The sequence below is a fragment of the Sphingobacterium corticibacter genome, from assembly GCF_003076635.1.
GTDB classification, from domain to species: Bacteria; Bacteroidota; Bacteroidia; order Sphingobacteriales; family Sphingobacteriaceae; genus Sphingobacterium; species Sphingobacterium corticibacter.
On record NZ_QDKG01000003.1, the window covers coordinates 316,840 to 333,814 of the forward strand.

The 16,975-nt window shown below is 43.4% G+C and carries 15 protein-coding genes; 5 read left to right on the plus strand and 10 right to left on the minus strand.

What is annotated here, in order from left to right; all coding sequences use genetic code 11:
- Nucleotides 1-56 precede the first annotated feature (56 nt).
- Nucleotides 57-512, plus strand: a complete 456-nt coding sequence (locus DC487_RS10075; protein WP_133228494.1) for a hypothetical protein — start codon at nt 57-59, stop codon at nt 510-512.
- Nucleotides 513-580: 68 nt separating this feature from the next.
- Nucleotides 581-1,750, plus strand: coding sequence for a lycopene cyclase family protein (locus DC487_RS10080; RefSeq protein WP_116775846.1), 1,170 nt, complete (start codon nt 581-583; stop codon nt 1,748-1,750).
- Nucleotides 1,751-2,209: 459 nt separating this feature from the next.
- On the opposite strand, the gene DC487_RS10085 is transcribed toward DC487_RS10080, so the two are convergent.
- The 10 genes from DC487_RS10085 to fmt all read right to left on the minus strand — a co-directional run bounded on the left by DC487_RS10085 (nt 2,210) and on the right by fmt (nt 13,188).
- A complete protein-coding gene (locus tag DC487_RS10085; protein WP_116775847.1) occupies nt 2,210-5,902 on the minus strand; it encodes an ATP-binding protein in 3,693 nt (1,230 codons plus the stop codon).
- 97 nt (nt 5,903-5,999) lie between these two features.
- Complete coding sequence (locus tag DC487_RS10090) at nt 6,000-6,722, minus strand: tRNA threonylcarbamoyladenosine dehydratase (RefSeq protein WP_116775848.1); 723 nt, start codon at nt 6,720-6,722, stop codon at nt 6,000-6,002.
- A 14-nt stretch (nt 6,723-6,736) separates the two neighbouring features.
- A complete protein-coding gene (locus DC487_RS10095) occupies nt 6,737-7,393 on the minus strand; it encodes a TatD family hydrolase (RefSeq protein ID WP_165799067.1) in 657 nt (218 codons plus the stop codon).
- Between the two features lie 17 nt (nt 7,394-7,410).
- A complete protein-coding gene (locus DC487_RS10100) occupies nt 7,411-7,782 on the minus strand; it encodes a hypothetical protein (protein WP_116775850.1) in 372 nt (123 codons plus the stop codon).
- Nucleotides 7,779-8,342 (minus strand): NADPH-dependent FMN reductase, encoded by a 564-nt coding sequence (locus tag DC487_RS10105; protein ID WP_116775851.1) that lies wholly within the window; start codon nt 8,340-8,342, stop codon nt 7,779-7,781. The genes DC487_RS10100 and DC487_RS10105 overlap by 4 nt, the downstream gene beginning before the upstream one ends.
- A gap of 51 nt (nt 8,343-8,393) precedes the next feature.
- Nucleotides 8,394-9,077, minus strand: coding sequence for a hypothetical protein (locus tag DC487_RS10110; protein ID WP_116775852.1), 684 nt, complete (start codon nt 9,075-9,077; stop codon nt 8,394-8,396).
- 293 nt (nt 9,078-9,370) lie between these two features.
- Nucleotides 9,371-10,492, minus strand: coding sequence for a lipid-A-disaccharide synthase (gene lpxB, locus DC487_RS10115; protein ID WP_116775853.1), 1,122 nt, complete (start codon nt 10,490-10,492; stop codon nt 9,371-9,373).
- A gap of 25 nt (nt 10,493-10,517) precedes the next feature.
- Nucleotides 10,518-11,534, minus strand: a complete 1,017-nt coding sequence (locus DC487_RS10120; RefSeq protein WP_116775854.1) for a WD40/YVTN/BNR-like repeat-containing protein — start codon at nt 11,532-11,534, stop codon at nt 10,518-10,520.
- A 24-nt stretch (nt 11,535-11,558) separates the two neighbouring features.
- On the minus strand, nt 11,559-12,218 hold the full coding sequence (locus tag DC487_RS10125; protein ID WP_116775855.1) for a YceH family protein: 660 nt from the start codon (nt 12,216-12,218) through the stop codon (nt 11,559-11,561).
- A 52-nt stretch (nt 12,219-12,270) separates the two neighbouring features.
- A complete protein-coding gene (gene fmt, locus DC487_RS10130) occupies nt 12,271-13,188 on the minus strand; it encodes a methionyl-tRNA formyltransferase (protein ID WP_116775856.1) in 918 nt (305 codons plus the stop codon).
- Nucleotides 13,189-13,278: 90 nt separating this feature from the next.
- On the opposite strand from fmt, the gene DC487_RS10135 reads away from it, so the two are divergent.
- From DC487_RS10135 to DC487_RS10145, 3 genes are all read left to right on the plus strand, one after another.
- Complete coding sequence (locus DC487_RS10135; protein WP_116775857.1) at nt 13,279-14,496, plus strand: ABC transporter permease; 1,218 nt, start codon at nt 13,279-13,281, stop codon at nt 14,494-14,496.
- Between the two features lie 72 nt (nt 14,497-14,568).
- On the plus strand, nt 14,569-15,843 hold the full coding sequence (gene icd / locus DC487_RS10140; RefSeq protein WP_116775858.1) for an NADP-dependent isocitrate dehydrogenase: 1,275 nt from the start codon (nt 14,569-14,571) through the stop codon (nt 15,841-15,843).
- A gap of 58 nt (nt 15,844-15,901) precedes the next feature.
- Entirely contained in the window at nt 15,902-16,957 is a 1,056-nt protein-coding gene (locus DC487_RS10145) for a threonine aldolase family protein (protein ID WP_116776055.1), read from the plus strand.
- Nucleotides 16,958-16,975: the final 18 nt, after the last annotated feature.

The window sequence follows — 16,975 nt, forward strand, 5'->3', positions numbered from 1 at the left end:
ATTTCGAAACTATTCCCTAAGTTTGATAAGCGGCACAAGCTGCATTTCCATCTACTATGATTCGACAGACTTTGTTGTGCTTGCTTTTCTTTCCGTTGATGTTATGGGCGAATACCTTGGAAGATCTTCGTAATAAATATACAGACGTAGTTGCTGATAGCGAATTATGCAAAGATCTAATCGACAACCTCTCAGACAAGAAAGATTTATCATCTACCGAGAGAGCTTATCTAGGAGCTATACAAACTATATGGGCCAATCATACCAAAAGCCCCATCAGCAAATGGAAGACTTTTCAGCGTGGTAAAGATAATATTGAAGCTGCCGTGAAAGCGTCGCCCAATAATATCGAAATTCGCATGTTGCGATACTCTGTACAAAGTAACTGTCCAAAATTCTTGAACTATTATGATGAAATGGATGCGGATAGAGACTACATCGTAGAAAACAAAGCGCAGATCAAATCTCCTGCCTTGGTAAAGATGTACCATGGTTTGTTCAAATCCACCTAGTTCAATTCTGATCGGCATATTGATAGTTAATCTCACAAACTTTTAATCCTTCTCAACGTTTTACGGAAATGCAGCAATCCGCTACCAATTATCATATCGCCGTTTTAGGGGCTGGCATCACTGGAGTCACCCTGCTACTAGAAGGTTTAAAACAACAACTTTGGAAGGATAAATCTATCTTACTCATCGGCGATTCCCTGGTAAAAACGCCAAATAAACGCATATCATTTTGGTCAACAACAGACGATCTTGTACCCGATTTTCCACACTTAAAATGGAATAAGCTTGCTGTGGTCTCCAACGAGGGAAACAAAATACCATTGCAACTAGACGAATATGCGTATTACAGCTTTGATGCTGCGGCCTATCGGCAGCATGCCTTGGCAGAATTGGGTAAATACGACAATGTCACTATCGTCGAAGCTAAAGTAAAGCATGTTGATCAAAATGATGCACACTGCGAGATCCATACTGATCAGGGGCATTTTGTCGCGGATTATGTTTTTCAGACAGTCTATCAAAAGCCTGTGTTAAAGGCGAAGAGCCTGTATTTCTTACAGCATTTTACGGGCTGGAAAATTCGTACAGAGCAAGTCTTTTGGCAAAATGATGAAGCGATTATGATGGATTATCGCACTACCCAAGAGCATGGAACTTCATTTATCTACGCATTACCTGCTTCTCAGCACGAAATATTCGTGGAATATACGATCTTCTCCCAGACATTGATCTCTAGCGCTGAATATGCTGAAAAGTTAGATTTATACCTGCGGGAAGTTTGTGGAGTTACAGAGTATAAAATTTTGGAAGAGGAGCATGGTGTCATTCCGATGACGGATCACCATTTTAAAAGACGGGATGGCCGTGTGACTTTTCTAGGGTCAGCAGGAGGGGATACGCGCGGATCTACTGGCTATACGTTCACCAATGCGAGGCGAACCATAAATCATATTTTACAATCGTTCAAAAATGGTACCTGGCCAAATTTTAATTTCCCTCAGCAGCATAAAGAACAGTTTTATGATGCAATTTTGCTGCATGTATTAGCCCAAGGAAAATACCCTGGGCACACGTTATTTGCTGATTTGTTTCGGAAAGCGCGCGCTTCGCACGTCTTTCAATTTTTAGACGGTCAGTCTAATTTTCAGAATGACCTTCGCATTATGTTGAGCTTACGCAAATGGCCCTTTATAGTGGGCATGCTGCGGACGCTACGTTTGATGATAATCAAAAGATAATTAGCTCGCTTCTGCTAAATCCATGTCTTCGGCAGCTTCTTCTTCTAGAATCGCCATTAACAATAGGTAATATCCTTTTTCCAACCCTAATTTTGCTGCTTTTGTTTCGATAGTATCCATAGCCTTTATTTTTTGGTGTGTGAATGATATTGTTTTACGATAGGACTATTCCAAACGCGATGCCAAAGACAAAAATTTTGAGTAAGAGAGATGCATTCAGGTATTATGGCTCTCAGTTTTAACGTATAATACCCCCTAATGCGAGCATTTTACCCACGATAAAGCATACATCGCTTTTAAATAGATATAAAAGACGTTTGAAGCTGTCGCTTATACTGCGTGAAATACCTATGTCATCCGTACAAGTTGTGGTATGCGTGTATAGGCAAACTACCCGACATAGAAATAAATCGGGGAGTGTAACATGTTGTTAATGAAGATATTTTGCGTATGCTATTATTAGCTGATGGGTAAACTAAAGTGGAAAGTAGATCCTTCGCCCCAAATACTCTCTGCCCAGATACGACCATAATGTCGCTGTACGATTTCGGCAGATAAATATAAACCGATCCCAAAGCCAGCAATATTTTCCATGCCTTTGTTTTTCACGCGATAATAGCGGTCAAATAGATGATCAATATCTTCTGTTTTGATACCCATTCCAAAGTCTTGTACACTCACGATGATCATGCTATCTGCTTTGCGTGTGCTTACGACTACCTTTTTACCAGTAGGTGAATACTTCACCGCGTTGCTAATCAAATTGTACAGAACCGAGCTAATTTTCTCTCGATCGGCAGATAACATCACTGAATCCAATTCTTCATAGCTAATTTCATGACTATCGGATACATCCTTGGCTATATCAATGGTTTCTGTAATCAAGGTTCGCAAGCAAAACGGCTTTGGTTCTAAATGGATTTTACCAGAATCTAGACGAGAAACATTCAGAAACCCATTTATTAGGGTATTCATCTTTTTTAGTTGAGAGAAGAGCTTATCTAATTTATCGGAAGCAAAATCGTCGGCATTTGTTTGTGCTTTGCGTTGTAGGATTTGCGCATAACCACTCATGGCCGTCAAAGGTGTCTTCAGTTCGTGACTCACCATCGCGATAAAATCATCTTTCCGTTGGCTATCTGCCTTGGATTCGGTGATATCCAACAAAGTTCCAATGATGCCCGCGACTTCACCGTTCTCGTCAAGTTCCACTTTACCGGTAGAGTGCAACCACTTACGAGCAGAACCATCTGCGGGTTGAATCTGGTACTCGGTACTAAAGCGACCTTTGCCATCGACTGCATTTTGGATCGCTTCTAAGAATTGCATACGATGCTCTGCAACGATGATTGGTATCGTCTGGTCAAATAATAAAGGTATTCCAGTAGGAATGCCATGTAAGCGGTAAGCGATGTCGGAGAAGAATAGATTATTGCTACCCCAATCAGTTCGCCAGGTACCAAGATTAGCCGCTTCCATCGACAATACCAATGTGTCCGACGTTTTCTCCAATGCTTTTCGAGCATTGATTAAAGTCGTCACATCAGCGGCCACAGCCATTACACCAATGATGCGATTGTCCGATTGAATCGCTTCGATGGTAAGATTTAGATAAGTGGTTTCCACCACATTATTTCGCTTGATGCTCAGTGGGAATTCTGATGATATAAAACGTTCGCCCGTGCGATACACGTGATCTTTGATCTCTCGCATGCCCTGAGTTACTAATTCAGGAATAGCATCAAACAGCGGCTTGCCCACCGTATCTTCAGCACTGCGCCCCCAATACTGCAACATACGATCGTTCGCCATATCAATAATATAATCTGATCCTTGATAGATCGCAATAGCTACAGGAGCATTGGTAATCAGGGCGCGCAATTGTTGCTCCGCCTGATTGCGTACGCTCATAATCTTGATTTGAGCGCGCACCTTGGTAAGCAGTTCTGCTGCCGCAAAAGGTTTTACCAAATAATCATCCGCACCAGCTTCTAGACCATCTATGCGCGCTTCGGCTCCGGCGCGCGCCGAGAGAAAGATTACCGGCAAGCGCGCAGTGCGCGTATGATTGCGAATGAGTTGTAGCAATTCTTTACCATCCATTACTGGCATCATGATATCGCTCAATACCAGATCGGGCAGGTTGGCTTGTATACTATTCCAAGCGGTAGCACCGTTGGTCGCGATGTCGACGTGAAAATACGGGGTGAGCAAGCGTTTGAGATACGCGCGCATATCGGCATTGTCATCCACCACCAGAATGCGCATATTCATTGTATGCGTTTCTTCTTCTGGATTTTCTAAAATAGTGACAGGCGGCGAATGGAAATCAGTATCATCTTCTTGCTCCAACAAACTGACTGCTTCTTGTATAAATGCGCCTTTCAAGGCAGACGTATCTGCGTCAACGTCCGATTTAGAAACTAAATCTGAAGGTAGGTGCTCTTTTCCCATAGGAATGCGAACGATAAACGTTGAGCCTACACCTTCTTGGCTCTCCACACGGATATCACCACCATGCAACAATACGAGTTCATGTACTAGAGAAAGCCCGATGCCAGATCCTTCATGTGTACGTCCGGAAGCATTTTCCACTCGGTGAAAACGCTCAAACATGTGTGGCAATTCCTTCGCCGGAATTCCAGTACCGGTATCTTTAACACGCAGATAAGCGTAACTTTCAGCCTCGCTGATGGAGATTTGAATGCTTCCTTTCCAGGTAAATTTAAAGGCGTTCGAGAGTAAATTCAACACGATCTTCTCCCACATTTGCCGATCGACATATACATCATCGGAAATCGGAGCAACATCAACGATCAACTTCATGCCTGCTTTTTCAATAATCGATCGAAAACTGCTGGCTAAATCAATAGTGAGCTCTCCCAGATCGACTTTTTGATAAACGGCTTGCGTGCGACCCGCTTCTACACGACTGTAATCCAGTAGATTGTTGACCAACTTGAGCAAACGTAGCGCATTGCGATGTGTCGATTCTAACGGCGCTTGTAGGTCGGTAGGTAATGTCTCATTTTGTAAGATATCTTCCAGCGGACCCAACATCAAGGTAAGGGGAGTACGAAACTCATGACTTACATTACTGAAAAACAAAGTTTTAGAACGATCTATCTCTGCTAATGCTTCGGCACGTTTCAATTCTTGCTCATAGGCAAATACATTAGAAAATGCCGTATTATATGTGTTTTTTAGCTGTTCGTAGAAATTCCAGTAATCACTATCCAACGCTCGACGAGCGCTGACGCCCGCAACTAAAAAGCAAAACGCTTCTTCCTGTCCGCTAATGCGAATGGGCAATATAACCGCGGATGTTGGGCATTCGGGATACGGCTGGCATTCGTATTCTCCAAAAATACGGGTCAGATTTTTGACCTCAACCATCGCTCCACTATGTCTCGCTTCCTGTAAAGGCCAGCTACTGGTATTTTCTGGAAGATGTATGCTGTCAGGAGTAAGTTTACCGTCTCTTGGCAAGCCCGATAAACTGATTAATTTAACTAGATCTTGCTGACTATCTACTTGGTAAAGCATCAGAAACGGCAAATCCAGTGCGCAATCAGGTTGTAGATTGCGCGTCACATCCTCGATATCTTGGATACTTTTGGCTTCGCCTAATGCTGCACCTAAATCACGCAAAGCCTTGGTACGGCGGCCACTAAGAATCTTGACGGTGGTTTCGGTGATCGGATGAAAAATTCCTCCTACGCCACCAGATTCATCACGAATTGGCGCAAACGAAAACGTCATAAAGGCTTCTTCTAGGTATCCGTAGCGATCTAAAAACATCCGTTGATCGTTGATATACGTTCCCTCGCCTTGCTCGCCGCGCGTAAAAGCATCACCTACTACCTCTAAAGCGGTTTCCCAACAAATTCTAAAATTCTGCCCCATTGATTCGGGATGCTTAGCACCACAGATCGGCCGATAACTATCATTATAAATTTGTATGGTTTCTGGTCCCCAAGCGATTAGTATTGGAAAAGTGGAAGAAAGACATAGACTGACAGAAGTACGCAAACTCTGCGGCCAACTTTCTACTGGTCCTAGTGCCGTCTTCGACCAATCCATACTTCGGATCAGTGCACCCATCTCGCCACCTCCAGAAAGGAATTGAGGAATTTCTTCGTTTATATTCATGTAGTAAATGTTCGGTATATCCTACCGATAGGATGCCAGCCGACTGATGTTAAAAATACGTATTTCCTTTCTGATTTACTACAGCCAATACGCTACATTATCGCTGAATCAAATCGCGAATAGCAGCAGAAGCAATAGCACCACCGAATGCTGCTGGCAGATAAGACATCGTGCCATAGGCCGACTTTTTGTAATTGCTCCCGTCGGTATACAACAAAGATGCTTTATCTGGTAATTCAGTCGAAAAAGCTACTTTCACGCCATTTTCGATGTCATGCTTACGCAGTTTCTTACGGATGTGGCGGGCTAGCTTACAGTTGTACGAATCGCTGATATCACCGATGCGTATTTTGGTAGGATCGACCTTACCGCCAGCGCCCATCGAACTAATAAAAGGTATTTTAGCGGCAAAAGCCGAACGGATCAAGAATAACTTGGGTGTGATACTATCAATAGCCTCAATAATATAATCTGGCTTTAGATCGATAAAATGAGGGATGCGATCTGGTATTACAAATTCTTCAAAAACCTGTAACTCGAGCTCAGGATTAATGGCTAGCAAACGCTCTCGCATGATTTGTGCTTTGGAAACGCCATGATTCGTAGCCAATGCCGGAAGCTGCCTGTTTCTGTTCGAAGGATCTACGGTATCACCATCTATAATCGTCATTTTGCCCACACCACTGCGACATACGAACTCCGCCGCAAAAGATCCTACACCACCTAATCCAAGCACCATTACATGTGAATTGTTCAGGGTTTTAATGGCTTCGCCGCCAATCAAAGCTTCCGTACGAGAAAGCCACGATACATCTTTCATTCTTATTGCAAATACTAATTAAATACCTCTTCAAAATTAGACCATAATTGCGCTTGCAATTCGTCCATGCTCAAATTCCGAACGCGGCAAAAATACGTATAAATTTGGGAGATCGGTATGTCCGAATCGTCGGTCTCCAAAAAGAGCCTGCCAAGTGGAATACTGCTGATCAATTGATCCTGACGACCTTTTAAGATGTCTGCGCCAAGCGATAGATAAAATCCTTGCTGCAATAGCTGATCCGCCAGTTCCTTACTTTTTTTGAATCCATGCATGATGATGGGAGTGGTGTTTTTTGCGGCTTTGACCTGCTGGATCACTTCTTGATAGGCACGTACGCAGTGTACGATCACTGGCTTTGCAAATTCATTGGCCAAATGCAATTGCGTAGCGAAAACCAATTCTTGGGTCTGCCAGTCAATTTCCGTCACCTTATCCAATCCACATTCTCCAATAGCCAGAATGGCAGGGTTAGTTTGCAACATTTCGCGAAGAGTAACTAACTGAGCAGTTCCATCATCACGTATATACCAAGGATGTATACCCACCGAGCAGGCTTCGTCAAGCACATCATCCTGATCTACTATAATATTGCGCACGCGATAAACAGACGATGATGGTTGATCAGCTTGATGCGTATGGATGTCAATAAAAGAAGGTTTATCTTGCACGATGAAAATTCGGTTTGCTATTTGGAGCCGTATCTTTTGACAATACGTAGTGCGCTGTACTTTTGAATATCAAAATGCGGTTCGTCCAACGTCAATTCCGTAGGATACGGCATTCCCTTATCAAAAAAGTAAATTTTGGTCACACTACCATAATCATTGGTAGGGAAGAGGTCGGCACATTGCTCATATTGTGCCTTAGCTTGATCACCAACGGTGACAGCATACACACGTACAATTCCACCCTTGTTCTGCTCATTGCGTACAAAAGCGACTTCTTCAAAATCTCCCGGAAGATCTTTTATGTTGGGCTGACTGTAACTATCGTAGATAAAATAGCCTAACAAAAGGACTAATGCGCCAACGAACCAAATTATTTTACGTGATTTCATAATGTTTGTTTAGAATCTAATATTTTCTGCATCTCCCTTTTGGTCTTGCGCACCTTGGCTTCTAGTTGACTTCGGAACAAAGCATTTGTAACTCCTTTATCATCTTCAAAATTAGCAGGAAATTCCGGGAGCGATAAATGTTCTATAACCGTACCACCATCACGTGGCATACGCGCCAGCGCAATCTCCATGACGCTTTGGCCACCACGTGCACCGAAGCTAGTGGAAAGCAGGAACAGATGGGCGTCTTGATAGGGTTTTCGTCCTTTAATACGGCTTACCCAGTCAATTAGATTTTTGTATCCTGCGGAGTAATTGCCATTATGCTCCGCAAAAGAAATGATAATCAAATCTGCTGCATCCAAACGTGACGCAAAATCATATGCTAGCTGAGGTACGCCATTTTCTCTTTCTCGATCTGCCGAATAGATCGGCATCTCAAAATCATGAATATGCAAGATTTCGACTTCGTCCTCTTTGTAGTATTTTGATACGCTGGTCGCGAATTTCTGATTGATGGACTTGGAGCTATTAGAAGCGCCAAATGCTAAAACTTTCATGTTTAAAAGTACGATAATCTTTGCGAACGCACAACGGTAAACAGCTATCTATTATTCTGGAAGAGCTTCTACCACCACCTTGCCCTCACGACCAGGCGATCCAGAATAAACTTGCCCTTGTGGAATACCGCCCATGCGCGGGCCACCCATTCCAATGCGACTCATGACCAGTGCAACATCCGTTGGCGGATTTACACGACGACCACCTGCACTCGCATCGATCTTTAAATGTTGTTTGGATTTACTATCTTCTTGCTGTGGCACTAATCCGTTTGGATCGTAATGAACAGAGACATTACCACCGTCACCATTGGGATGCGTGCGCGTACCATTCATGGCGTCTATCCCTCGCGCAATGACATACAATGACTGGAATTTGGCAAAATTGACATCAATATCGAAGTTTGATGCATTATTCTTACTGCCAATACCTGAAAAGACCACATCTTTTCCGATTTCGGCATAACCAATGTTCAGTTGTACATCTTTCAATCCATAGAATTGCAGCGAAGCGCGATCTTTCATAATGAGTGTATCGATGTGCAAGGTCATGATAGAATCACGACCTTTGTTGCGAAACTTCTTGCTTTTCTTTTTTGATAAAACCAATTTTCCGATATGCTCTTCGATACGATTTTCTTCCTCTTTATCTTGTGCTGTAGCTACTTGACTATACGTGAGGCAAACGGTCAAGAACATACTAAACAGCAATGGTAAACCAATTAAGCGTTTCATAAGCGTGTAATTTTACATTTAGACCTGATGCTATGGGAATAGGTTTAATAATTTGTTAAGAGAGTTTATATAGTTGATATAGTTAATAAAGCTTATAGATTGCTGCAGTTTTGTGCATCGGTTTCGCAAAGACGTGAAGGAATAGCTATGGCTTCCCAAACTACAACGTTATCGCGAGGCAACGACGCGATCTTTACGAATAACTTAATGCAACATACTCTTAGATTGCCGCAGCCTCGTGCCTCGGCTTCGCAAAGACGTTTGATTAAATACACCGTAAACTAGACCCAATCTTATCTTACTTCGCGCAGATAACCGACGATCTTACTAGCCGTTCTGGCAGATGCGCCTGGCTCACCTAGTTTCTCACGCAATACATCATAGTTTTCCAGTACGCTGGCGCGATGTGCTGGATTAGTGATCAATTCGCCGATTTCATCCGCAATATTGCTGGCTGTACAATCCTTTTGAATAAGTTCGTGCACAGACAGATAATCATTTATCAAGTTCACCAGAGAGATGAAACGCACCTTAATCAGTTTCCGTGCAATGGCGATACTGATCGGGTTCGCTTTATACACCACGACCTGTGGCACGCGCAAAATAGCCGTTTCCAAAGTAGCTGTACCACTGGTGACAACCGCAGCAACCGCATGCTTCAAAAGATCGTAGGTCTGATCGAAAACAATCTTAATCGGCATATCGCCAATAATATGCTTGTAGTAAGCTTCATCAAAATTTGGAGCACCAGCAATGACCACTTGATGCGAAGGGAATTTGTGATATAACTCCGCCATCTCCGGCAAGATGCGTTCAATCTCCATTTTGCGACTGCCTGGCAATAGCGCGATAATATCTTCCTTCGGAGATAGTCCGTTGTCGGCCACAAAACTTGTATTGACCTCGTGTTTGGAAATCGCGTCCAGCAATGGATTTCCCACGTAATCGACAGGATAGTGGTATTCCCTATAAAAATCAACCTCAAATGGCAAAATACAGAACATGTGATCTACTACCTTTTTGATTTTATAGACACGTTTCTGATTCCACGCCCAAATCTTGGGCGAGATATAATAGCTTGTGGTGATGCCATTCTTCTTCGCGAAGTCGGCAATCTTTAGATTAAAACCAGGGAAATCGATCAGAACCACCGTGTCTGGACGCACGCGTAGAAGATCTTGCTTTACAGCTCGAAGATTTCTGGCAATGGAAGATAGGTTCATCACCACTTCTACAAAGCCCATAAAAGCCATCTGAGACGTGTGAATCAATGCTTTTTGTCCACTTTCGGCTTCCATCAGCGAGCCGCCCACGATGGCGAATTCTGCTTCTTTATCTTCTTCTTTTAATGCTTTTATTAAGTTCGCTCCATGTAGATCGCCTGATGCTTCACCCGCTATGATATAGTACTTCATATTTATTTTTACGCTTCTATTGTGCCTACTTCCATTGAAGTACGCTAATTTGTCCGTTGCTGCCAGCCAGATACACTCTTTTCCCAGTACGGGATTTTCCAAGAACGTTATAACTATCTGTCGAAATGGTATTCCAATGCTGTCCACCATCGGTCGAGATATCGGTACCCGACGTTCCCGTTGCTACTAATTTTCGTTTGTTCACGTGCAGCACTGCGGATCTAAATCCGCCGACAGGCTTGGCTGGCGTTATCCAATTTTCGCCACCATCATGGGTGAGGTATACATTATGTTCATTGCATATATCGTGCATATAATCACCACCTACCACTACACCTCTTTTGTTATCCCAGAAGCTCAATGAAAAAATTCCCTGACTGCTGGCTCCGCTGATAATCGGAGTCAGCATCTTATGCATCAACATTTTCTTTTCATTTCTACGATACAGTGCAGCAAAAGATCCGCCACTGCCAATCCAAAGATTATCACCTTGTAACTGCAACCCTGTGCCGCTAGCTGCAAATCCCACTTCACCGGGCTCTGCAAAGAGCAATAAACTACCAGAAACATCTTCCCAAGTTTCGCCTCGATCTGTCGTTTGTAGCAATTGGAAAAATCCATCGATCGGATCGCCAATAGCAAAACCGCGATCACCGTAAAAATCCATTCCGTTTAAGAAAATTTCTGGATCATCATTGTAATAGACTTCTGTCCAAGATGTTCCGCCATCCATGGTACGTAAAATGACCGCAGGCGCACCCGCACTCACAATCACCGCTTCATAATTGCTAAAGACTGCAATATCTCGGAAATCAGTTTCTTCATACCCCTTGGGACCGATCCATTCCCAGGATTTGCCTTTATCCAATGATCTGCCCACCGTGCCATTCGTACCGCTTACCCAAATCACGCGTTCTCCGAAGGTGTCTAATCCTCTAAAACCGCAATTGGCTTTTTGCGTTAATGGCTCAATGCTTTGTCCGAAGCTCACGAAGGTCGCAAAGCAACATAATCCTGTCAACATGGATGAAAATAGTTTCATAACAGTATGTGTATTGGTTTCTGGTTAGGTTAGTTCACTCATCAACTTATCAAAAGCCGACTGCAACTTTTCTAGTTGCTCTTCCAATTGTGCCACACGATCTGTCAACGCTTCTATTTGTTCGGTCGATCCTGATCGGGTAGTCAGTTGCTCGGATTCGTATTCGGTTTCATTAAACTCCGTTAGCAGCTGAATGTATCTAATCTCCTTTTGTCCAGCACGTTTTGGTGCTATTTGTACAAAAGCAGGTTCAGTGTTTTCTAATTTGCTTAGGAGCTGCACCACCTCATCAATGGATTCAAAATCGTACAAACGCCCCGAATTACTGTTGATCTCTCCAGGCGTTAATGGCCCACGAAGTAGTAACAAGCAAATAATAGCTAATTCTTGTGGCAACAGTGGATATTGTATCGCCAAATTGTGTTTGTACTTCACCGACCGGCTGCCGCCACCTACTACAGTAGACACCAAACCAAGCTTTCGCAAACTGTCTAAAGCTACAATAACCGTATTTTCGTCGTATTGTACAACAGGCCGGCGCGATGTTTTTTGGTTACACGCCGTTTGTAAAGCATTCAATGTAAGCGGATAATACTCCGGCGTGGTCTTTGCTTTCTCTAAAAGCACGCCTAATACACGTGCCTCTTCGGCATTTAATATTGGTAGCGGTTTATGTTCTTCCATCTGTATTGCTATTATACGATGTGGTAAGTTACATATATTTTCTATTCTAGTGTTATGGAAAACGGTATCCTCGTAGAAAGTCGACTACGGTCATTCTTTTCTTACCCTCAATCTGCACTAATTTCAAATCTAAAAAGCTATCGTTACAGGCAAATCGTAAATATGTTTTCTCATCTGTTTCGTATTCACCTGCGGCGATTGTAGGCATTTCATCCACTAGGACAGTTTCATATATCTTAAGTACCTTATTATGCAATTTAGTAAATGCGGTTGGGTAAGGGCTCAATCCGCGAATCTGATTGTACACATCTTTACCCGGTCTGTCCCAGTCAATCTCACAATCCTCTTTAAATATCTTTGGTGCGTGCTTCCAATCCGTTCCTGCTATGGCATCCTGTGGAGTCGGCTGGAGCGTTCCAGCACGCAAAGCATTAACCGTTTCTAACAAAAGCGTAGCACCAGCGCTCATCAATGCATCATGCAAGTCTCCGGCATTATCCGTATCCGCAATAGCAACTTCTTTTTGGAGTAAGACATTGCCGGTATCAATCTCGTGCTGCAGCAAAAAGGTCGTCACGCCCGACGTTTTCTCCCCATTCATCACCGCATGATTGATCGGAGCCGCACCGCGATAGTTTGGCAGGAGTGAGGCGTGTACATTTACCGTTCCATGTTGAGGCATATCCCATACGACCTCTGGCAACATTCGGAAAGCGACCACGATTTGCAAATCGGCCTGATAAGACTTTAAATCCGCTAAAAATTCCAGATTGCGTAATTTTTCAGGTTGTAAAACTGGGATTTGGTTCGCAACGGCATATTGTTTTACCGCAGATTCGTGCATTTTTTGACCGCGCCCAGCTGGCTTGTCGGGTGTAGTGACTACAGCCACGACCTGTTCGCCTGCTTGTACTAGTGCATCAAGAGAAGCTACCGCAAAATCGGGCGTACCCATAAATATAATTCGCATCGTATCTTTAAATCTTTTGTAGTTTGTTTCGCGTCATTCAGGGATGACATTTTTTATTAACTTTGCGAAGTTACAAAATATAATTTCAGCTTGAATTTCTCCTATTTTTTAGCCAAAAGGATCACCGTTTTCGGCCATAGAACGTTCTCGAAGATGATCATTCGAGTGACGATCGGTGCGCTGAGTTTGGCGATTTTGGCGATCATTATGGCGGTCGCCATTCTGAAAGGATTTAAGCAGGAGATTACCGACAAGCAGCGCGGCTTTTTTGGTGATATTATGATCGTCAAAAACGATGTTTCCACCTCGTACGAGAATGCGCCGATCGCGCTTTCAAGGGCTAAATTAGATTCTATTCGTGAACTACCCAACGTAGAAAATATCTATCCCTTTGCTACCAAAGCCGGCATTATCCATGTCAATCAAGAAGTCGAAGGTGTGTTGATCAAAGGTATTGACGGTAGCTATCGCCAAGATTTTCTATCGCGCATGCTTGTAGAAGGAGATACCATTAATTTTGCAGCAGAGAATGCCAACAACCAAATTCTGATATCTCAGCAAACGGCCAACAGGCTGCATCTGAAAGTTGGCGATAGTTTTATCATGTACTTCGTACAGCATCCGGTGCGCAAGCGCAAACTGGAGGTTAAAGGGATCTATACTACGCATTCGGAAGAGTTGGACAAGATGTACATCATCGGATCGCTGGATCTCATACGTCGTATCAATGATATGGCGCCAGAAGACGTAGGCGGTTATGAGGTACGGATCAAAGATTTCACGCAACTGGCACTCACTTCCAGCGTCGTAGAAGATGAGCTTCCTATACACATGGCGACCACTAACGTAGTCGAACAGATGCCGGATGTTTTCAACTGGTTGGAATTATTAGACATGAATGATAGCGTAATCTTTGTACTGATGGTGATCGTTGCGCTGATCAATCTGATATCGGCCTTGTTGATCAATATCTTGGAGCGCTCTAGCATGATCGGCATCCTGAAAGCGCTCGGAATGCGCAACACTGAACTGCGAAAAGTATTTTTGTATAACTCACTATACCTGATTGGTTATGGTTTGGTGATTGGTAATGTATTGGCTATTCTACTGTATTTTTTTCAGCGCAGCACACAGTTTTTCAAATTAGATCCCAGCATCTATTATGTTTCCTTTGTGCCAGTACAGATCTCTTGGTACGAAGTCCTTTCACTCAATGTGGCTCTAGTAGCCATTGTATTTGTCGTATTGATCATTCCTTCCATGTTGATTAGCCGGATCTCACCGATAAAAACCATTCAATTCAAATAAGATTTTCAAATTGTACAGTTTGGTATTGTTTTGGTTGCTAGACGACTAGAACCACGTTAAAAATTGTACATTATGGCTGAAAAAATTTCCTTAAATGCGGACAGATCTTTGAAAGTACCGCATCATCCCATTATTCCTTTTGTTATTGGCGACGGTATTGGACCCGATATCTGGCGCGCTGCAGTGCGTGTTTTCGATCAAGCCGTATCGCATGTATATGGTGATGAAAGAGCAGTTGCATGGAAAGAAGTATTGGCCGGCGAAAAAGCGTACAATGAAACAGGAAGCTGGCTACCAGAAGAGACCACACAAGCATTTCGTGATTACCTCGTGGGTATCAAAGGGCCTTTGACCACGCCGGTAGGCGGCGGTATTCGTTCGCTCAATGTCGCGTTGCGCAAGGCATTGGATTTATATGTTTGTCTACGCCCAACAAAATGGTATCCCGGCACACCAACCCCTGTACTGCATCCAGAATACATCGATATGGTGATATTTAGAGAGAATACAGAAGATATCTACGTCGGCGTAGAATATGCCTCAGCCTCCGAAGAAAGTAAACGTCTACAACAGTTCTTAAATAACGATCTAAAGCTGGATTATGATTTTCGCGCCAATACAGGTCTGGGTGTCAAAGTGGTATCGGAAGAAGGTACCAAACGTTTGGTACGTGCCGCGATACAATACGCTCTAGAACAAAATCGGCCTTCTGTAACGATTGTACACAAAGGCAATATTATGAAATACACAGAAGGCGCATTTAAAAATTGGGCTTACCAGCTGGCTGAAGAGGAGTTCGGCGATCAAGTCTATACGTGGGATCAGTGGGAGAAAACAAAAGCAGAAAAAGGGCAGGAGGAAGCGAATAAAAAGCAACGTGAAGCACAAGATGCCGGAAAATTAATCGTCAAAGATGTGATTGCCGACAACTTCTTGCAGCAAATATTATTAGCACCGCGCGATTATTCGGTAGTAGCCACCCTCAACTTAAATGGCGATTATGTATCAGACGCTTTGGCGGCCATCGTTGGCGGTATTGGTATTGCGCCGGGCGCGAATATTAATTACCAAACTGGTCATGCGATCTTTGAAGCCACACATGGCACGGCTCCGCGTTTTGCCGATACCGACACCATGAATCCTTCGTCTGTAATCCTTAGTGGTGTTTTACTATTTGAATACCTTGGTTGGGATGATGTAGCTACTACGATTACCGAAGCACTCGCCAAAACGATCAAAGGAAAAACCGTCACGGTAGATTTCTATAATCAGATGGAAAATGCCACTTTGTTAAAGACAAGCGAATTTGCGGATCAGATAATTGCCAATTTTAGTCCAGTTTCATAAGATATTGTCCGGTCTTTTTTTGCAACTTTGAGCGCCATAGATGACGGCACATTACCATATGTACAATTTTAAAAATGACTACGCTGAGGGCGCGCATCCTTCGATATTAGAACGCTTAACAAAAACCAATCTGGTACAGCAGGCTGGATATGGCGAAGATGAATACAGCTTGCAGGCCAAGGAGATTCTAAAAGAAAAGTTGGGGAACAAATGGGCAACGATTCACTTCGTGTCCGGCGGTACACAGGCAAACCTGTTGGTCATATCTTCTTTGCTAAGACCACATGAAGCGGTGATCAGTGCGGCTTCGGGTCATATTTTTACTAACGAAGCGGGCGCTATTGAATCCGTTGGGCATAAGGTGATTGCTGTGCCTACAAAAAATGGTAAGATCACGAGTGCCGATATTGAAAAAACCTTGCTAGCATACCAGCTGAAACCGCATGTGGTAAAGCCACGTGTAGTATACATTTCCAACACGACCGAGGTGGGCACGGTGTATTCGAAAACTGAATTGCAGGATTTGTACACACAATGTAAAGCCAATGATTTATTGCTTTTCTTGGATGGCGCGCGCTTAGGCCATGCATTGATGGCGCCGGGCAGTGATTTGCTGTTGGAAGATGTAAGCAGATTTACAGATGTGTTTTATTTAGGGGCTACTAAAAATGGTGGTTTATTGGGCGAAGCAATCATTTTTAATCACAGCGCTGTCGGTCAGGAATTTGAATTTGTCATGAAGCAAAAAGGCGCGCTACTTGCCAAGGGTCGTTTGCTCGGAGTACAATTTCTTTCTCTCTTTGAAGGCGATCTGTATATGGAGCTAGCGCAACATGCTAATTTGATGGCGGCGAAGATCGCGAAAGCCATTCAAGATTCCGGCCACCAATTTCTTTCAGCTCCGCAGTCCAATCAGCTTTTTCCGATCTTGCCCATGCCACTCATTCAAAAATTGTTAGAAAAATATCAGTTTTACATTTGGCAACAAGTAGACGAAACTCAGGCTGTAGTGCGCTTAATCACGTCATGGGCTACGCCCGAGATGATTGTAGACGATCTGATAAAGGACATCCGATTGTATAAACAGGACGAGGTGGTTTCAAACCCTTCTTAATCCTTTTTTATTCTACCG